This is a genomic window from Occallatibacter sp. FHG110214_02 (assembly GCF_059115385.1).
In genome coordinates, this window is sequence record NZ_JBZYWK010000019.1 from 83,348 (window position 1) to 101,092 (window position 17,745).

Sequence of the window (17,745 nt, forward strand, 5' to 3'; positions counted from 1 at the left end):
GAGTTTAGCAGGGGACTGGCCATTCAAGCGATTCCACCGTGACGGATTCAGGGAAGAAAGCGAGACTCGGCTCCGGGAATGTAGGCGCAAGCGGTGCCGCTGCCGGGCAGTAGGGAATGACGATGCCTGGCGACAAGAGAGTAGAAAGCGTCGCGCAGTGGCTGGGGAATCTTGAGAAGCAGTCTGGCGAGAGTTCGATAACCGTGCAGTTCCGCGGCGATTTTGAGAACGGCGGTGGAGCGGGTGAAAGCGCCTTCCGGCGTGAGCAGGATGAGGGTTGAGCCGTCGCGTCCGGCAGGGTTGGGGATGCGGTTGCGGGTGGTTTCCGAGTTGAGCGTGGTGAATTGGAATCTGGCCTGCGGGTCGCGTCTGAGGACGAAGACTACCCAGCGATTGCAAAGGTGGCAGTCTCCGTCATAGACGATAATTTGCTGCGATTGGGGCACCCGGTTTTGCCTAAAGCTCTGCTACGCGGAGAGTGGCGGCGAAAATATGTTCCGCTTCGGGAGCGACTTCTACGGCAGAGCGGAGGATGTTCGAGGCTTCGACGCAGATCATTTCGCGCCATTCGTCATTGCCAAGGTCGGACATGGATGCTGCGGCAGCCTGCCACGGATTCCATGCGATGGTTGTGGCGGAGTTTGTCTTCTCCGTAATCAGCTTGCGCTTGAGAACCGGATCGATGACTGTAGCCGTGGAATGGGTATCGACGTAGGCATTGTCGGTGGGGCCAGCCATCGTCAACTCGCCTTGTTGCGTCTGCTCGATGTTGTTGCGAACGTTGTCAAAGTATGTGACGCCGTCCAATCCGGAGACGGAGACCCGTTCGATATCTCCGATGCGGAAGTAGGTGTGCAGGGCTTCCTCAATATGGAAGGCTTCCAGGCTGGTGTTGCGCGTGATGAGTTCCAGCTTAAGTTCAGAGCCCACGGTGATACGATGCGTCAGGTGAAAGTCATGGGGCCAGAATTTACGGGTGACCTCTCTCGGTGTGATAACGAGAGAGAGAACGATATCGCTGCCTTGCTGCGCAATGGACTCGATTTGCCACGCGGTTGTGCGGACAAAGCCATGCGAGGGGGCCTTGGGGTCGTCGGCCTTGGCGCGGAACCACGGATAGCAGATGGGAATGCCGCCGCGTATAGCTTTGCCTTCCTGAAAGAGCGAGTGCTCTGAGAGAAAGAGAACTTCGGAGCCGCTGGCGGGAATCCACGAGGTGACCTGCGCGCCGTGGAGGTAGACCTCCGCTGTGGCTGCCGGGGTGGTAACGCGTATCTTGGGCAGGCCGCCGTTGCCTTCAATAATTTCCGCAATGCCGGGAAGGCCGAATTTCTGGTTCCACTCCGCTGCTGTCATGGGTCTCTCGTTCTCTCCGTTGGAATGCTTCAAGAGTCATTCTAAAGAGAGGAGTGGCTGAGGCGGAAGCGGCGGACGTTGGCGTAGAGGCGTTCGGACATTTCTTCGAGCGATTGCCCGCTGGCGGAGATGTTCTGCACGCGGCCCGCGGAGTCGCTGACGAAGCTGGAAATCTCCTCCATCTTGGTGCTGATGGCGCGAGTGAGCGACTGCTGCTGGTCCATGGCTTGGCTGAGTTGTCCGGCCTGTGCAGCGAAGGCGGGAATACGGGTGACGACTTCTTCGAGGCCCTGTCCGGCGGATTGCATTTTTTCGCCGCTCTGGATGGCTTCAGCGCGGTTGTGCTCGGCCACTTCCTTGGTGCGCAGGGCGGCCTGGCGCAGGTTGCTGAGCATCTCCTGAATTTCTTTGGCGGATTGCTGCGTGCCTTCGCTGAGGCGGCGAACCTCCTGTGCAACAACGTTGAAGCCGCGGCCTGATTCGCCGGCGCGAGCGGCCTCGATAGTGGCGTTGAGAGCTAGAAGATTGGTCTGCTGGGCAATCTGGTTGATGATGTCCACAATGTTGCCGATGTGCGTGGTTGCAGTTTCGAGCTCGAGAATCTGGCAGCTTGTCTGCTCAACGGAACTGACCAGCATGGAGATGGACTCGGTAGCTTCATTCATAATCTGGCGAATGGAGGAGGCGGCTTGCGCGGAGTCGTTGGCCTCAGTGGAGAGGCGGCGGCTTTCGTTTTCGACCTCGGTGGCCATCTGGTCCATCTGGTGAACCATGTTTTTGACGCTTTGAATGTCGGCGTCCTGGCGGTCGCGGATTTTTACCATCGCAACGCTGGCAGTGTTGAGGTCGGTGGAAGCCTGACGGATGGAGCCGGCGACCTTCATGGTTTCGCCGATGGTGTTGGCAATAACGCCGAGGAAGCGGGCAACACTCTTGCCTGCGTCGCCCACGGTGTCAATGCTGGAGGCGTCGAGGCTGATTTCCTCACTGGCGGTGGATTGCATGCCGAGTTGCGCAAGCGTGGAGGCTTCCTGCGTTTCATGGCGAAGGCTGCTGGCCATGAGGACCAGCACGGTCGTCTCAACAACGACATACGCAGCATGAATGACAACCATGAGCGGCATGCCGGTGTGCGGGAAGACGTAGACGGGCGTGCCGATGGATTGCAGGAAGTAAAAGAGCGCGTGATGAACGGCAATAACAGCGGCTCCGGCAATGAGCGGGCGCCAGTCACGGTAGTAGAGCAGGAAGGCGAGAAGAACGAAGATGCCGAAGTGGGATTCGACTTCTCCGTGAGCTTGGTGGATGAGCAGGGCGGAGTAGGCCATGAAGGCGGCAGCCATGTAGAGGCGCGTGGCGAGGGAGCCGCACGCGGCGCGGACGAGGAGGGTTCCGAGAGCCGAGATAGCCGTGGCGAGTATAGCCCACAATGGCAGTGTCTGATTGAGGAAGGCGAACCCGAAGGAGACGAGCCAGAGCAGCCAGAGCACGGCGACCATGATGCGGTCGGCCTGGCAGGCCAGGCGGTGAACGAGAGAGGTGTTGGCCTGGGAGGCTTCGGCGGTATGGGCAATTTTGGACATGGCTGGACTACCTTCCTGTTGAGGCTTATCGGCGGGAAGGAGAAGGGATGCAGAATTTTTTGAAGAGGGGAAAGTGACTTTCCGGTTTGGGAAGTTGCCGATGGTAATTAGAAAGAACAAAGGCCGCTCCGGATGGAGCGGCCTTTGGGTTTTGCGCCGGAGGCGCAGTTGCCTGGACGACTAGTCCTACTTCGCAGCTACCAGCGAGGGGCGCGTGTCGAGGCTTCCGTCGGCGTAGCCCTTGATGAAGTGCTCCAGCGGCAGAGGTTTGTAGTCTCCGCCGTGGCCGGCCTGGCCGAACTGCGTCATGCGCAGGGCCACCAGCTTCTTCATGGCTTCGCGGGCGGGCTTCAGGTAGTCGCGGGGATCGAACTTCTCGGGGGTTTCCGCGAAGACCTTGCGAATGGCGCCGGTGATGGCAAGGCGGCTATCGGTATCCACGTTGATTTTGCGGACGCCGTTCTTGATGCCGAGCTGAATCTCCTCGACCGGAACGCCCCACGTGGGCTTGAGGCTACCACCATATTGGTTCACGATGTCCTGCAGATCCTTTGGCACCGAGCTGGAGCCGTGCATGACGAGATGCGTGTGCGGCAGGCGCTGGTGAATCTTGATGAGCAGGTCCATCTTGAGGACGGAGCCGTCGGGCTTCTTCGAGAACTTGTAAGCGCCGTGGCTGGTGCCGATGGCAACAGCAAGCGAATCCACGCCGGTGCGCTCGGCGAACTCAACCGCCTGGTCGGGATCGGTGAGGTGCTCAAGGCCCGTGCCGCCCGCGCCGTGTCCGTCTTCCACGCCGCCAAGGACGCCGATTTCGCCTTCGACGGAAACACCGCGCTCATGCGCGTATTCAACTACGCGGCGGGTGACTTCCACGTTCTCTTCAAAGGTGTTGGGGGTCTTGCCGTCTTCCTTGAGCGAGCCGTCCATCATGACGGAGGTGAAGCCAAGCTCAATGGCCGACTTGCAGGTCTCAAAGCTGTTGCCGTGGTCCTGGTGCATGGCAATCATTACTTCGGGATGCAGTTCGTTGGCGGCGAGGATGAGGTGGAAAAGGTAGCGGTCTTCCGCATAGGAGCGAGCGCCGCGGCTGGCCTGGATGATGACCGGGGAGTTGGTCTCAATGGCCGCGCCTACGATGGCCTGAATCTGCTCCATGTTGTTGACGTTGAATGCGCCGACGCCGTAACCGCCCTTGGCGGCTTCGTCGAGGAGTTGCCGCGTGGTAACGAGAGGCATGGTGAATCTCCTTTGCGAGTGCTTTTTTCAGCCGCCTCTGAGGTACGTGGTACAGAAGCCCGAGGGGCGCCTTGCTTATGTCGCCTTTATGGTAGCAGAGGTTTGGGACGGCTGGTTTGTGAGATGGGACACAGAAAAAACAGGGGACAGGGTGCAGGGTACGGGGTGCAGAAGTGCAGGTGTGGGCCTTTGTGGTTACTTGACTTGAAGTTGAGGCGTTGGGAGGATGGGGCATGCTGGCTTGCTCTGTTTTTTTGCGCTTTGCTTTCAAAAGGATTGTGGCCGCAGGGGTGTTGGCGGCTGGTGCGGTGTGCGTGTGGGCGCAGGCTGCGCCTGAGGTGTCGCTGCAGCATGGTGCGTACAGTTCGCTGGGCGATGAGCTGACGCGGATGGCCGGGCATGAGGTTCACATCTTTTTTATTCACGGGATTGGAGCCGATGGACCGGGATCGCATGATTCGCTGGCGCTGCGGAAGAGCATCTGCTCATATCTGAAGGACTGCACGAGTGATGCGGGGGAGCAGGTGGGGCCGTATGACTATGCAGATCGCAGGCTGTTTGCGCCGGATGGGCCGCTGCCGTCGCTGCGGTATATGGGAAAGCCGGTTTGGGCCACGGCGGAAGAGTGGCGAGCGGCGGCTCCGTTTGCCGTGCATTACAAGCTGGCGCGCAGGAACGGCGAAGCAGTGTTTGTGGATGAGCTGAACTGGTGGCCGCTGGCGATGAGCCTGAAGTGCCGTCAGATTATTGCGTCGGATGCGCGCCTGGCGGGGCCGGCTCCGGAGCGACTGAAGACCTGCTCCACGCGTGAGCCTGACCCGCAAGTGGCAGGGCGGTTTCTTTCCTATGACTGGGTTACAAAGGCGGAGGCGCAGGAGCTTCTGAAGCTGCCGAAGCGCAGCGCGTTGGCCAACCGGGCGCTCAAGAGCAATCTGGCGGACTGGGGATTTGCAGATGCGATTTTGTCGCTCGGGCCCATGCACTCGTGGATGACCGATGGGATTCGGCAACTGATTTTGAAGTCGGTGGCAGCATCCGAGGCGACGGGAACGGACGAATCGGCGATTTTCCCAGCTCCGGAACAGGAGTTTGTGCTGGTGGCGCACTCGCTGGGCAGCTACCTGATTTTTTCCGCACTGGATGTGGAGGATATCGCCGCGCGCGCCGACAGTGGACAGCGGTCGGCGCAGGCTTACATGCAGGTGCTGCGGCAGACTTCGCTGGTTTACTTCTTTGCCAACCAGGTGCCGCTGCTGGAACTGGCGAATCTCGATGAATCGCCGCAGGATGAGTTTGTTACGCATCTGGAAGCGTGGGGCGAGCTGCATTGTGATTACGAGATGTCGCTGGCGAAGACGGGCACGCCCTGCGTGAAGCCGAAGATTATTGCGCTGAATGACCCGAGCGACCTGCTGACGTGGAGGGTTCCGCCGCTGCAGACGGTGGATGTGCAGAATCTGCTGGTGAAGAATGCTCTGCACTGGTTTGGAGTGATTGAGAGCCCGACGCGGGCGCATGATGGCTATCCGAAGGATAAGAGGGTGATTGAGCAGATTCTGCACGGGTCGAAAGGGCAGGGCGCAGGGGGTAACGAGTAGAAAGCAACCGCAAAAGCGGGGTCTGCGGCTGTCTCTTAATTAAGTTGGAAAATTTCTTTTTTTGCGTGACACAATTTTCTGACGAATTTCGCTTATATAGATGAAACGCTTTTTTACTCCTGCTCACTACCCCGATGTAACCCAATGGATGGGATACGCGAGCGGACATCCTGAGATTCCAATAGGATGTTTGGCTGAAGTCACGCGCATCGTGGCATTGGGGGCAGGATAAACGGCTGAAGCTTGCCGGCGTTTGAGTGGAAAGCGTGTTGTGCGCAGTGGCGCAAAGCACGCAGCGTTCTGGGACAGTTCCTTCGGGTAGCGCACGCGTCTTGAAGGCCAGCTCCAGAACACAGACGGGGCTCGCTTTTCGGAGGAGCGGGCTCCGTCTGTGATACTTCTCTCTCTCCAAAGCCAGATGCTGCAATACCGTCCTGCCAGGGATTCGAGGCGGCGTGAGGCTTTTCCCATACATTTCCGGATGGAATGCGCGGACCTTGGTTCGTGTCTGTCCTGGGTCCGGCCTGGTGAAAGTTGCTTGCGAACGTTGAGATTCTGCCAGCGGAGGGACGTCTTGGCGTCCTGAAGATGGAACCTGTTGGTGGTGATTCTGGTGCCTCCGTAGGGGGAGGCTCCTGTGTATCGAGACACACAGCTTGCGGGGGAAGAGCGTGGAAGAATCCACGGCCGCAGTCTGGCATGGAGCAGGGCTATGAACTTGTCTACGACGGTTGCAATTCCGGGAAACGGTGCAAGGATTACCGCGAGCCGGGGTGCTGATTCGGGCTCACTGGGCCGTGGTGTTCGCTCGACATTAACTGATGCAGTGCTATACTCGTCTCCTTCCCCCGGAACGAGGAAAACGTTGCAATTTCATTCTTTTGATGCAAGTTACGTAGAAAATCTTTGCGCCGGCGACAGGACTACGCAGGATCACTTTGTTGCGTATTTCAGCGCGCTGCTGCAAATCAAGTTGCGCTCGCGGCTACGGTCAGCGCAGGCAATTGATGACGTATGTCAGGAGACCTTCGCACGGGTGTATGCCACCCTGCGGAGAGATGGCGGGTTGCGGCAGCCGGAGCGGCTGGGCGCATTTGTGAATTCGACCTGTAACAACATTCTTTTTGAGGAGTACCGCGCGATGGGGCGCAACGATTCTCTCGATGACGAGAACAGCCCGGAGCCGGCGGATAAGAGCAGGAATGCCTTGGATATTGCCGCGAGCCGCCAGGAAGCGGACAAGGTTCGCGAGATTCTGCGAGAGCTGCCGCAGCGCGACCGCGACCTGTTGAAAGCGGTGTTTCTGGAAGAGCGCGACCGCGACGAGGTGTGCGCGAAGTTCGGTGTAGACCGCGAGTATCTGCGCGTTTTGCTGCACCGCGCCAAGCAGGGATTCAAGACAGAGTATGTGAAACGCCTGGGGAATCCCACGTTGATGGGAGCGAGGGCCTGAATGGCTGGAAGGAAAGGAAGTCTGAATTTTAGATGGGATGTTGGGTTGCAAGCAGTTTGGTTAAGCCCTGGTACGGCAGGGAGGAAAAGCGATGAATCATAGCGAAGCACTGGAACAGATGGCCGTGGAGCAGTACCTGCTCAACGAGATGGGCCCTGATGCTCGCGATGCGTTTGAAGAGCATATGTTCGATTGCACCGAGTGCGCGATGGATGTGCGCGCAGGTGTTGTGTTCATCGACGAAGCGAAGAAGCAGTTGCCGAAGATGGCTGTGGTGAAGGACGCCCGGCCGGTAAAAGAGAAGCACGATTGGTTCGCGTGGCTGAAGCCTGTTTACATGGTTCCGGTGATGGCGTTGTTGCTGCTCGTGGTGGGATACCAGAACTTTGTGGTTCTACCAGGGCTTAAGACTGCGGCGAGTGAGCCCAGCCTGGCCTCTCCAACCCCACTCCGTGGTTCTACACGCGGCGACGGCGATCACCAGCGTCTGACGGTGAGTGCGCAGGGCGCGCTTTCCATTCCCGACGTGCTGCCGTCCGACGGAACAGGCTACGTCTCGTACGTGGTGGAGCTGGTGAGTCCGCAGGGAAAGACGCTGTGGAGCAAGACAGTGCCGGTTCCGCAGGCAGGCGAACAGCAGACGCTGACGATTCCGGGACGGACACTCGTGAACGGCACGTATACGGTCAAGGTCACTGGCGTGGACGCGCAGGGCGGACGGACAGTGGCAACGACAAGCGTGTTTGATTTGACAGTGGACAAATAGGAGATCGGGTGCAGGAGGACGCGGGGAGTAGAGAAAAACTCTCGATATTCCATCCGCGTGCAAGGCTGGGATGCCCAGTTAGGCGGAATAGCAATCTCCCTGCACCCGACACCCTGTCCCCTGTCTTTTTTATGCAAATGCCTTCTGTATTCGATACAATTCCCGCGAAAATCCGGGAGTGATTATTTTCGGGCCCAGGTATCTCCCCCCCCTTTTGTATGAAAGCTCCTACGTTGGTTCGAGAAATTCTGTGCAGGCAAAAGCCTGTGCGCTCTTTCTAACTTTTCCTAACTGATGTTTCGATTTCTGAGAGGATGGGTCCGTTTATGGCGAGAATGCGTGATGAGTCTGTTATCGAGGTAACGCACAAGAAGTCAACTAAGACGAGGACGCATGATTTTCATGCCGAAGCCGAGATACTTTCCGGCCAGCTTCATCTGCCCTTGAAGCAGAAGATTGAGCCGCAGACAACGACACATCTTTATCAGCGCGGCGGCTACCTTGCGGAGCATTCGGACCCCTACAGGGTGGAAGGTGTTCTTTCCTTCAATCGCGCCTATACGCAGGTGGCAGGCAATCGCGGCACAAAGGACGGCCACGGGTGGGCAACCTTGACGACGACCGTGGTGGAAGGGCTGAACGTGCTTGAGATTCTCACCTGCGACCGCGTGGTGGGGCAGATTATCACCGAGCATCCTAAGACGGGCTATGTTCCGGAGATCAGCTTTCTGGGCACGCGGTTTGAGAATCTGAGAGTTGCTGGTCATCCGATCCATGCCGAAATTGACCTGAAACTGGTTGGGGAGAAGCCCACGGGCGATAAGGGATATGCCCAGCATCCGCCGCTGGTGGAGCGCCTGAAAAAACAGTACGCGGGGATTCACGACCGCGAAGATGCGCCTGAAGAGCTTAAGGCAGCGTACAATCAACTTTCCTCTAATGTTTCTATTTCGGAGAAGCTTGAGTGTTCGCTGGTGCATCATGTGACCGGATCGTTCCCTGGGACTACTTTCGGGAATATCTTGAAAATTCCCGACTTTGGCACCGTGGAACTGGCCAACCTGGTGATAACCCACGAGGACTACAACGGGGATGGGATTCCCGAGTCAACCGTGGTGAAGCTGACCATGCTGAATCTGAAGCTGGGTTGCGCAATCGACGGGACAATTCCGATCGCATCGGGTTCGGGGGGCGGCAGAACACGCCCGTAGAACCGGGAAAAAGAGAACGCAAGCGGGGTCAGTGGCTATGGTATGTGTTGCCGCTGGCCCTGCTGTTTTTGCTGCTGATTCCTTTGAAAGATGAACGCCCTGATGCCGCCGAAGATACTTATGAGCATGCCGTGCGAATTTTTCACCAGGGATTCAATGCGGAGGCGCACCAGGAGGCCGCGGCGGGGTGGGCGCGCTATCAGGAATCCGAGCCCGAGCTGGCAGGGAAGTTTCGCCTGCTGGATGCGCAGACACTGATTTACCTGGGCAGCAATGAGGCGGGCAGCGAGTATGGCAAGCAGGCGCTCGACGTTCTTTCAAAGTATTCCCCACCGCACAAAGACGCTTTGAGCGGGCAGGTGGAAAAGCTGACCTATCAGGCTTCCGCCTGGATACAGCAAATGGAGCTGTATCCAGCGAATATGAGGACCGCGAACCAGGAGCTGGACGACGCGGAAGAGCTTTGCAGCAAGGCACAGCCGCAGCCGGATGTTTGCGGAGGGATGTGGTTGGGGCGTGGCTCCCTGGCTTACAACCTGCGGCACAAGGACAGGGCGCAGATGTTCTATCTGCGCGCGCTTGATTTTGCCCGGGCGCACAAAGATACGTGGCGGCAGGCGAATGCGTTGATGCAACTGGGATACGTGGCATTCCAGGCGGAGCAGTTTGACGAGTCGGTGCAATGGTCGCGCACGGGAAACGAGATGGCCGCCCGCCATGGTTATGACGATCTGAAGCAACTGACTGCGGGCAACCTGGGCGATGCGTGGTGGAAGCTGGGCGATACCGACCGGGCTCTGGAGTGGTTGGAGACGGCGGAGAAGATTGCAGCCGGGCTGGGCGATCTAAGCTCGCAGCAATTCTGGGTAACGCAGGAAGCGCTTGTGTACCGTGATCGCGGGACACTGAATTACGACCACGAAGAAGTGCTTCACGCGGAAGAGCTGGACGAAAGGATTCTGGCGATTGCGAGACAGTTGCGCAAGCCGCAGGGAATTGTGGACGCTTTGCTCAACGTTGCCCTGTTGGAGATATATACCGATACCGACAAGCTGGATAAGGCAGATGCTCACCTGAGAGAGGCGCAGCAGATCGAGGCGGAGGAAAAACATGCCCCATCGTCGTACCTGACTCTGGTGGAGGGGGAACTGGCTACGGCGAAGCATGACTTTGCCAAGGGCGAGGAAAATTACCGCTCGATTCTTGCCAATACCTCCAACCCGATTGCCGACCGGCTGAACGCGGGCAACTCTTTAGGCAGGCTTTATGAAGCGGAAGGGAAGTTTGCACTGGCTGAGCGTACGTACAAGAACGCGATTGCGGAGTGGATTGCGGCGCGTGCGCAGTTGAAGCATGAGGATTCCGCGCTTTCGTTCACCACCACCGCCAGCCATGTTTACAAGAACTATGTGCGGTTCCTCGTCAAGCGTGGAAGAACTGCGGAGGCTTTGGCGCAGGCGGACCAGATTCGGGCGCGGACACTTGCCGCTGGGCTTGGCATGGACGCGAAGCATCCAGAGGGGAAAGAAGAAGCACTGCGCGCGGAACAGATTGCACGGAAGACGGATGCAACGCTGTTCTTCTATTGGCTGGATAAGACGGCATCGTATCTGTGGGTGGTTACGCCGCAGAAGTCGGCTGTGTTTACGCTGCCGGGCGAGAGTGAGATTGCCGGGCATGTGGAGAGCTATCGTCGGGCGATTATCGATTTGCATGACCCGATAGAGACGGCGAATGCGGACGGTGTGTTCTTGTATCACACGCTGGTGGAGCCGGCACGGGGGATGGTGGATGCGAAGAAGCCCGTGATTGTGCTGGCGGATGGCGCGTTGAATGAGCTGAACTTTGAAACGTTGCCGGTTCCGGAATCGGCGCGCAAGGCGCATGCGCTGATTGAAGACTGGACGCTGGAGTCCGCGCCTTCGCTGGATTTGCTGGCGCACGGAGAGAACGCGAAGGCGGCAGGGGCGCAGAAGATGCTGCTGGTGGGGAATCCTGTGATGGAGGACCCGAAGTTTCCGCCGCTGCGGTACTTTGGCACGGAGATGAAGCGAGTGGCGGGGCACTTTGATGCGGCAAGCGTGGATGTAATTTCCGACGCAAAGGCTACACCTGCCGCATATGTGAATGCGAACCCGGAGCGGTTTGAGTTTATTCACTTTGTCTCGCATGCAACGGCGAACCGGACCAACCCGCTGGATTCGGCGATTCTGCTTTCGCAGCCGGATGGGAAGCAAGTGGTTACCGCAGCGCAGGCGGAAGATGCCGCGGGAGCGTACAAGCTATATGCGCGGGAGATATTGACGCATCCGCTGAATGCGCGGCTGGTAACGATTTCCGCATGCGACGGAGCAGGGACGCGAGCCTATGTGGGCGAGGGCCCGATTGGATTGTCGTGGGCATTTTTGCGTGCCGGGGCTCGGCAGGTAGTGGCAGCGTTGTGGGAAGTGAGTGATGATTCTACGCCGAAACTGATGGATACGCTGTACGCGGGGATTGCAGCAGGCAAGACCCCGGCAGAGGCGCTGCGCGAGGCAAAGCTGGAGCTGCTGCACGCAAAAGGGAAATTGCGCCAGCCGTTTTACTGGGCAGCATTTCAGATATACAGCCGATAGGGAAAAAGCAGCTGTTAGCTTCTAGCTATTAGTTCCTCCGTGCAGCTCGCAGCTTCATGGAATAAATAGGAATTGAGTTAAGGAAGCAACGCTTGAGAACATGCCCCGCCCGTTCTCGCTCAGTCGAGCTAACAGCTAAAAGCCGCCTTCAAGACAATGCCTTGAGATTCAGCCGAAGGTCTTCAGGAGTGCCTGCCGGGATGAGCAGTTCAATCTCTTCATGAGTAGACTGCCATACCGGCATAGCTTGCGCCAGCAGCTTACGACCCTTCGCGGTGAGCGAAAGAATGCGGCTGCGGCGGTCGTCCGGGTCTGGCGTAATCTTGACCAGCCCTCGGCGCTCCAACGGCTTAAGGGCGGCGGTGAGCGTGGTCCGGTCCATTGCCAGCAGAGACGCCACGGGAGCCATCGATGGCGGCTCGGGGCGGTTGAGGCTCATCAATAAAGAAAACTGCCCGTTGGTCAGGTCGTAGGGGCGCAGGGCTTCGTCAAAGCGGCGGGCAAGCGTGCGTGCGGCGCGCTGGACATGCAGGCACAAGCAGCAGTCGCGCACAAGCAGGGTGGTGGTGTAGGGAAGAATGCCGCCGGGGACTTCCGCTGGCGCTGCGTTTTTTGAGGCTGCTGATTTTTTCGCCGGAATTTTTTTCATCGAAGAAGCCATTTTAGTCGTTCCCACAGCCATTTTAGAGCTTGACACGGGGTTAGATTGGTTGATACCAACGTATCTGTCAACTTTTATTGGCGAATTTTCCCCTCCCCCGGAGGTCCTTCATGTCTTTCTTTCGCGATTTGAAGTTCGCGGTTCGTTCGCTTGCGCGGGTTCCCGCGCTTTGGATTACGGTGGCTCTGACGCTGGCGCTGGGAATCGGCGCGAATGCCGCCATCTTCAGCGTGGTGCGTGCGGTGCTGCTCAAGCCGCTGCAAAATCAGGACGAGAACCGGCTGCTGTACATCCGTCAGAGCGCGCCGGGCCTCGGCATGGAGAACACCACGTTTTCCGTGCCGGAGATTGTGGATCTTCGCACGGGACTGAAGACAATCAGCGAGATTGGCACCTTCTCGCAAGTAGACTTTACGCTCGTGGGCCTTGGATCTCCAACCACGGTCACCGCTGGAGTTGTGGACGGCAATTACTTCCACGTAATGGGCCTGCGGCCAGTGCTGGGGCGCTTGCTGGGGCCGCAGGATGACGGGCGCAATGCAGCGGGCGCGATTGTGCTGACGTATAACTTCTGGCGCGAAGCGTTGCACTCGGACCCGAACGTGCTCGGCAAGGTAGTACGCATTGAGGTGTACGCCGGGCCAACTTCCGGCACGGTAATCGGCGTGCTGGAGCCGTCCGCGCCCTACCCGGCGGAGACGCAAATCTTCGCCAACCTGGTGACGAGTCCGCATCATCTTTCCGCAACTATGGTGACAGGCCGCTCGCATCGCATGACCGAGATATTCGGAAGGCTGGCTCCGGGCGCAACGCTGGAGCAGGCGCGTGCCGAGCTGAACCGCTCCTATGCAACCATGACGGCGGCGCATACAGCCGAGTACCACCCCACCGACCACTACCAGATCAGCGTGACGCGGATGCACGACCAGATCAACGCAAAGGCCAGCGCGATTCTGTGGATTCTGTTTGCCGCCTCAGCGCTGCTGTTTGTCATCGCCAGCTCGAACGTGGCAAACCTTGTGCTCGCAAGAACAGTCCGGCGTGAAGGAGAACTGGCGGTGCGTGCCGCACTCGGCGCAACCGCATCGGCCTTGCGCCGCACCCTGCTCGCTGAAAGCCTTGTGCTCTGCATCTCTGGCGCAATTGCAGCCGTGCTCGTGGCAATCCCCATGGTCGAGGAGTTGGCGCGTTACGCAGCGCGGTTCTCTGTACGCGCAAGCGAGATTCATCTCGACTTTACGTTGGTGTGGGTAGGCATTGCGCTGGCGTTTGTTGCGGCGGTCTTCCTTGCTTATGTGCCAAAGCTGCCTTCCCCGGAAGCCGCAGGGGGTGGCCTGTCAGCGCGCGGCGCTCGCGTGACAGGCGGAAGTGGCCGCAAGCTGAAAGCCTTTGCGGTTACGCAGATTGCGGCGTCGTTCCTGCTGCTGGTTGGCGCAGTGGTCTTGATGAAGACGCTCTTTGTCCTCGAAAGCACGCGGCCTCCGTTCGATACCTCGCAAGTGCTGGCGATCAACCTGCCGCAAATGACGTATCACAAAACCCCCGAGCAGATACGCGAGTTCTATCACGAAGTAGTGCGGAGCGTCGCGGCGATTCCCGGCGTGGAGCACGTATCGCAGGGCTTCAGCGTGCCGTGGCGCGACTCGCGCGAAGCAAGCATCGCCATGAGCTTTGCAGCCTCCGGCGCGCGCAGGGCAGACGGGCAGGACTACCGCGCAAAGTTCCGTGGAGTAGGGCCGGGATTCTTCGCAACAATGGGCGTGCCGATTTTCGAAGGCCGCGACTTTAACGACGGCGACAAGGACGGCAACGAGCGCGTAGTCATTATCTCGAAGAGCCTCGCAGACCAGCTCTTCCCCGGGCAGGACGCGCTCAACCGCACACTGCGCTGGACCGACCCTGTCATCAAGTTCATCGGCATCAGCCCGGAGCCACGCAGAATTATCGCGGTCGTTCCTGACTTCGACGATGAGAACATCATCCCCGCGCCGGAGATGTCGGTCTATCAGCCGATTGATCAGGAGTGGGCAGGCGGAAGGCTGTTCGTACGTGCGCATCAGGATGCGTACTCGTTGCTGCCCGCAATTACGCAGACGATTCATCAGATGAGTGGTGACCAGCCGATTGAGAAGCCCACGACGCTGGGAGACGTGCGTGCCGAGGTGCTTTCGCCAGACAAGCTGAACGCAATTGTCTTTGGCGGATTCGCAGCGGTGGCGCTGCTGATCTCCGTAGTCGGCGTGGCAGGAGTGCTGGCGTTTTCCGTTTCCAGCAGAACACGCGAGTTTGGAATCCGCATGGCCTTGGGGGCGCAGCCGAATTCAATTCTGGCGAGCGTGCTGCGCGATGGTCTGTGGATGGCCGGCCTGGGCGTTGTAGCCGGTATCGTGCTCGGCTTTGCCGCAGTGCGCGTGGCAGGGAGCTACATTGCGCAGATTGACCAGCCGGGCGTGCTGGCCTTTGCGGGCCCAGCGCTGGTGATTCTGCTCGCAGCCGTTGTCGCTTCAGCAATTCCCGCATATCGCGCAGCACGCGTAAACGCCGTGGAAGCGTTGCGGGCGGAATAAGGCAGGGAATAAGGGAGCAGAAAGCAAAAGCCCCGCATAAGCAGGGCTTTTGTCTTGCATACACGCTCTCTTATTTCTTCGCGTGGGTAGCGACTGCAGCCTTGCTGCCGGTTTTCGCAATCGCCGCATCGAGCATCACGTAGAGCTTGTTGAAGTCCGTCACCTCGGTATAAGGCGCGGCTCCGTTGGTGCGGTCGGTCACAACCCATACCGTAGGCGTCTGATGAACGCCCAGGCTCTGCGCCAATGCCGCGTCGGCTTTGACGGCATTGCTGAAGGTTCCCATCGGATCAATCGCGAAGGGCAGGGCAATGCCGTGCTGCTGCGCAAATTTCTGCGTGAACTGGGTAAGGTCGCCCGTCGTCTCAATGCTGGCCTGATTGGCAAAGATTGCATCGCGATAGTCGTTGCCCAGATGCTTGGGATTTGCGTCAAACCATCGTGCATTCACCGCGGCCTGGAAGCTCCAGTTGTGCATGGGCAGCGGGAAGTCATGGCGCAGCCAGGGAATGTGGTACTTGGCTGCGGCGTCCCTGAGGAGTGGATTCTCGCGTGCGCACATTGGGCACTGCAGGTCGGCAAACTCATAGAGAGCCACATGCGCGCCCGGCGGCGGTTTCAGCGCGGCCATGTTCTGTGCATGTGCGGATGCTCCCACGAGCACCAGTGCAAGGGAGAACGCGGCGAAGGCCCAGCGGAAAATCGCCGAAGCGGAAACGGAGCTGGCTGGGGTAAGCTTGTTGGAACGATAGTTTTGATTTTGCATGCAGGGATTTTGTTCGGGATAAAGGAGTAAAAGCTTCATGCGGTTTGTGATCGCCTCTCTGGCAATACTGGGCCTGATTGTATCAATCCTTGCGTTGCGGGTGCATTATTCAAACGCCGTGGAGCCATGCGATATCAACTCCCACTGGGACTGCGGTGTTGTGAACCACAGCCGGTATGCGGAGCTGCAGCATGTCCCGGTTGCGGCAATTGGGATTGCGGGTTATCTTGCGCTGGCCTTGCTTGCCGTGCAGAAGCGCCGCGCGCTTACCTTGCTTGCTGCCGCCATTGGCTGCGGGTTTGCTCTCTATTTGACGTCGATTGAGGCCTTCCGTCTGGAAGTCTGGTGCCTCTACTGCGTAATTTCGCAGGTTACGATTGCGCTGATTACGATCCTTGCCCTGGTGTGGATTTTCCTGAAAAGCAATCCATCGCGTACGGCTTGATGGATAGATAATTGGGCCCGGGGTTCCATTTCCCGATTTTCTCGCATGCGCGAAGAGGTTCCGCTTGCCCGGAAATTACGATCTTTGGACAATTTTCTGTTCGTTCGTCATCGCATTTCTTGCGGGGTTTGTGGCCTTTGAGTCCATGGACCACGCGCGTGCCAATACCGGCAGCCGCGGGTGGGTGCTCTTTGGCGGCATAACGCTGGGCCTCGGCATCTGGTCGATGCACTTTATCGGCATGCAGGCGTGGCAGCCGCCGTTTCCGCTCTACTACGCGGTGGACCGCACGGCGCTGTCGGTGCTGGTGGCGGTGGGCAGCGCGTGGCTGGCGCTGCACCTGGTCGCGCAGAATCACAGGCTGGGAAACAAGTCCGTGTCTTCGCGCGTTGTGGGAGCGGTGGTGGTGGGCGCGGGCATCTGCGCCATGCACTACATCGGCATGAGCGCGCTGCAGTTTTCCGGGCCGGTCATGTGGGACCCGTTCTGGGTTGTGTACTCATTCCTGATTGCGGTGGCGGCCTCGTGGGGCGCAATGGAGATGCTGGACCGCAGCGCCAACGGCATCAAGGCTTTGAGGCCGCGCATTGTCGCCTCCGGAGTGGCTGCCGTGGCCATCTGCGGAATGCACTACGCGGGAATGTGCGCGTTCACGCCTGCGCCGGATGCGGTCAGCGTGCGCATGCCGGTCTCCCTGGGCGGCGAGATACTGGCGCGGTTTGGTGTAGGCAATGCCATGCTGCTCTTCTTCGCGTTGCTGGTGGTCTCATACCGCGACAAGGCGCGATGGATTGAGGCGGCAGGCGAAGCGCAGCAGCGCAACGAGGAGAGCACGCGCAAGCTGGAAGGGCTCGCTGCGGCGGGCAAGATAGCAGCCTCGGTAGCGCATGAGATTAACAACCCGCTCGAAGCGGTGACCAACCTTCTGTTCCTCGCGCAGATGGGCCAGATTGGCGAAAACGAAAAGCAATATCTCGGAATGGCGCAGAAAGAGGTAGAGCGAATCGGCGCGATTACCGCGCAGACGCTGCGCTTTTACCGGCAGGAGAGCGCTCCGGCTGAAGTCTCGATTCCGGAGCTGCTGGAGTCGGCTCTGGTGCTCTTTCAAACCCCGCTGGCGGCAAACAAGGTGACGGTGGAGCGGCATTGGCCGGACAGCGTGCCGCAGGTGATTTGCCGCGAGGGCGAGATTCGGCAGGTAATGGCGAACCTTATCAGCAATGCGATTGATGCAATGCCCAGCGGCGGAAAGCTGCGCTTGACGGTAGACCCGGGACCTCGCGGCGTACAGATTGAGATTGCAGATACCGGCGCGGGAATTCCAACAGAGGTGCGCGGAAAGATTCTGGAGCCGTTCTTCACTACCAAGGGGCGCAACGGAACGGGACTGGGACTATCCATCAGCACGGAAATCATTGCGCGCCACGGCGGTACGCTGTACTTTGATTCGATAACCAGCGGCGCGGGGGCCACAGGCAGCCGCTT

Annotated in this window: 14 protein-coding genes; 8 read left to right on the forward strand and 6 right to left on the reverse strand. The window is 58.9% G+C overall.

All coding sequences use genetic code 11. From position 1 onward, the window contains the following. Nucleotides 1-47: 47 nt before the first annotated feature. From AC5S3R_RS15755 to AC5S3R_RS15770, 4 genes are all read right to left on the reverse strand, one after another. The gene (locus AC5S3R_RS15755) at nucleotides 48-446 is read right to left on the reverse strand and encodes a thiol-disulfide oxidoreductase DCC family protein (protein WP_494268097.1); all 399 of its coding nucleotides are present in this window, start codon (nucleotides 444-446) and stop codon (nucleotides 48-50) included. Between the two features lie 10 nt (nucleotides 447-456). Continuing rightward, nucleotides 457-1,356: a D-hexose-6-phosphate mutarotase gene (locus AC5S3R_RS15760; RefSeq protein WP_494268098.1), complete on the reverse strand. Its 900-nt coding sequence runs from the start codon at nucleotides 1,354-1,356 to the stop codon at nucleotides 457-459. A 41-nt stretch (nucleotides 1,357-1,397) separates the two neighbouring features. Further along, a complete protein-coding gene (locus AC5S3R_RS15765; protein ID WP_494268100.1) occupies nucleotides 1,398-2,939 on the reverse strand; it encodes a methyl-accepting chemotaxis protein in 1,542 nt (513 codons plus the stop codon). A gap of 186 nt (nucleotides 2,940-3,125) precedes the next feature. Then, nucleotides 3,126-4,178, reverse strand: a complete 1,053-nt coding sequence (locus tag AC5S3R_RS15770) for a ketose-bisphosphate aldolase (RefSeq protein WP_494268102.1) — start codon at nucleotides 4,176-4,178, stop codon at nucleotides 3,126-3,128. A gap of 233 nt (nucleotides 4,179-4,411) precedes the next feature. On the opposite strand from AC5S3R_RS15770, the gene AC5S3R_RS15775 reads away from it, so the two are divergent. The 5 genes from AC5S3R_RS15775 to AC5S3R_RS15795 all read left to right on the forward strand — a co-directional run bounded on the left by AC5S3R_RS15775 (nucleotide 4,412) and on the right by AC5S3R_RS15795 (nucleotide 11,821). Next, a complete protein-coding gene (locus tag AC5S3R_RS15775; protein ID WP_494268104.1) occupies nucleotides 4,412-5,776 on the forward strand; it encodes a hypothetical protein in 1,365 nt (454 codons plus the stop codon). 865 nt (nucleotides 5,777-6,641) lie between these two features. Next, a complete protein-coding gene (locus AC5S3R_RS15780) occupies nucleotides 6,642-7,229 on the forward strand; it encodes an RNA polymerase sigma factor (protein WP_494268106.1) in 588 nt (195 codons plus the stop codon). A gap of 91 nt (nucleotides 7,230-7,320) precedes the next feature. After that, a complete protein-coding gene (locus AC5S3R_RS15785; RefSeq protein ID WP_494268107.1) occupies nucleotides 7,321-7,995 on the forward strand; it encodes a zf-HC2 domain-containing protein in 675 nt (224 codons plus the stop codon). A 326-nt stretch (nucleotides 7,996-8,321) separates the two neighbouring features. Beyond that, nucleotides 8,322-9,206, forward strand: a complete 885-nt coding sequence (locus AC5S3R_RS15790; protein WP_494268109.1) for a hypothetical protein — start codon at nucleotides 8,322-8,324, stop codon at nucleotides 9,204-9,206. A gap of 44 nt (nucleotides 9,207-9,250) precedes the next feature. Further along, complete coding sequence (locus AC5S3R_RS15795; RefSeq protein WP_494268111.1) at nucleotides 9,251-11,821, forward strand: CHAT domain-containing protein; 2,571 nt, start codon at nucleotides 9,251-9,253, stop codon at nucleotides 11,819-11,821. Between the two features lie 148 nt (nucleotides 11,822-11,969). Here AC5S3R_RS15795 and AC5S3R_RS15800 read toward each other — a convergent pair whose 3' ends face one another. Beyond that, on the reverse strand, nucleotides 11,970-12,482 hold the full coding sequence (locus tag AC5S3R_RS15800) for a MarR family winged helix-turn-helix transcriptional regulator (RefSeq protein ID WP_494268113.1): 513 nt from the start codon (nucleotides 12,480-12,482) through the stop codon (nucleotides 11,970-11,972). 110 nt (nucleotides 12,483-12,592) lie between these two features. Here AC5S3R_RS15800 and AC5S3R_RS15805 point away from each other — a divergent pair, with 110 nt between their 5' ends. Next, entirely contained in the window at nucleotides 12,593-15,049 is a 2,457-nt protein-coding gene (locus tag AC5S3R_RS15805) for an ADOP family duplicated permease (protein ID WP_494268114.1), read from the forward strand. Nucleotides 15,050-15,119: 70 nt separating this feature from the next. On the opposite strand, the gene AC5S3R_RS15810 is transcribed toward AC5S3R_RS15805, so the two are convergent. Further along, on the reverse strand, nucleotides 15,120-15,854 hold the full coding sequence (locus AC5S3R_RS15810; RefSeq protein WP_494268115.1) for a DsbA family protein: 735 nt from the start codon (nucleotides 15,852-15,854) through the stop codon (nucleotides 15,120-15,122). On the opposite strand from AC5S3R_RS15810, the gene AC5S3R_RS15815 reads away from it, so the two are divergent. Together AC5S3R_RS15815 and AC5S3R_RS15820 are read left to right on the forward strand one after the other, a co-directional pair. Next, entirely contained in the window at nucleotides 15,853-16,260 is a 408-nt protein-coding gene (locus AC5S3R_RS15815) for a vitamin K epoxide reductase family protein (RefSeq protein WP_494268117.1), read from the forward strand. The genes AC5S3R_RS15810 and AC5S3R_RS15815 overlap by 2 nt on opposite strands. Nucleotides 16,261-16,324: 64 nt before the next feature. Beyond that, the coding region (locus tag AC5S3R_RS15820; RefSeq protein WP_494268118.1) for an MHYT domain-containing protein at nucleotides 16,325-17,745 on the forward strand (1,421 nt) is incomplete at its 3' end.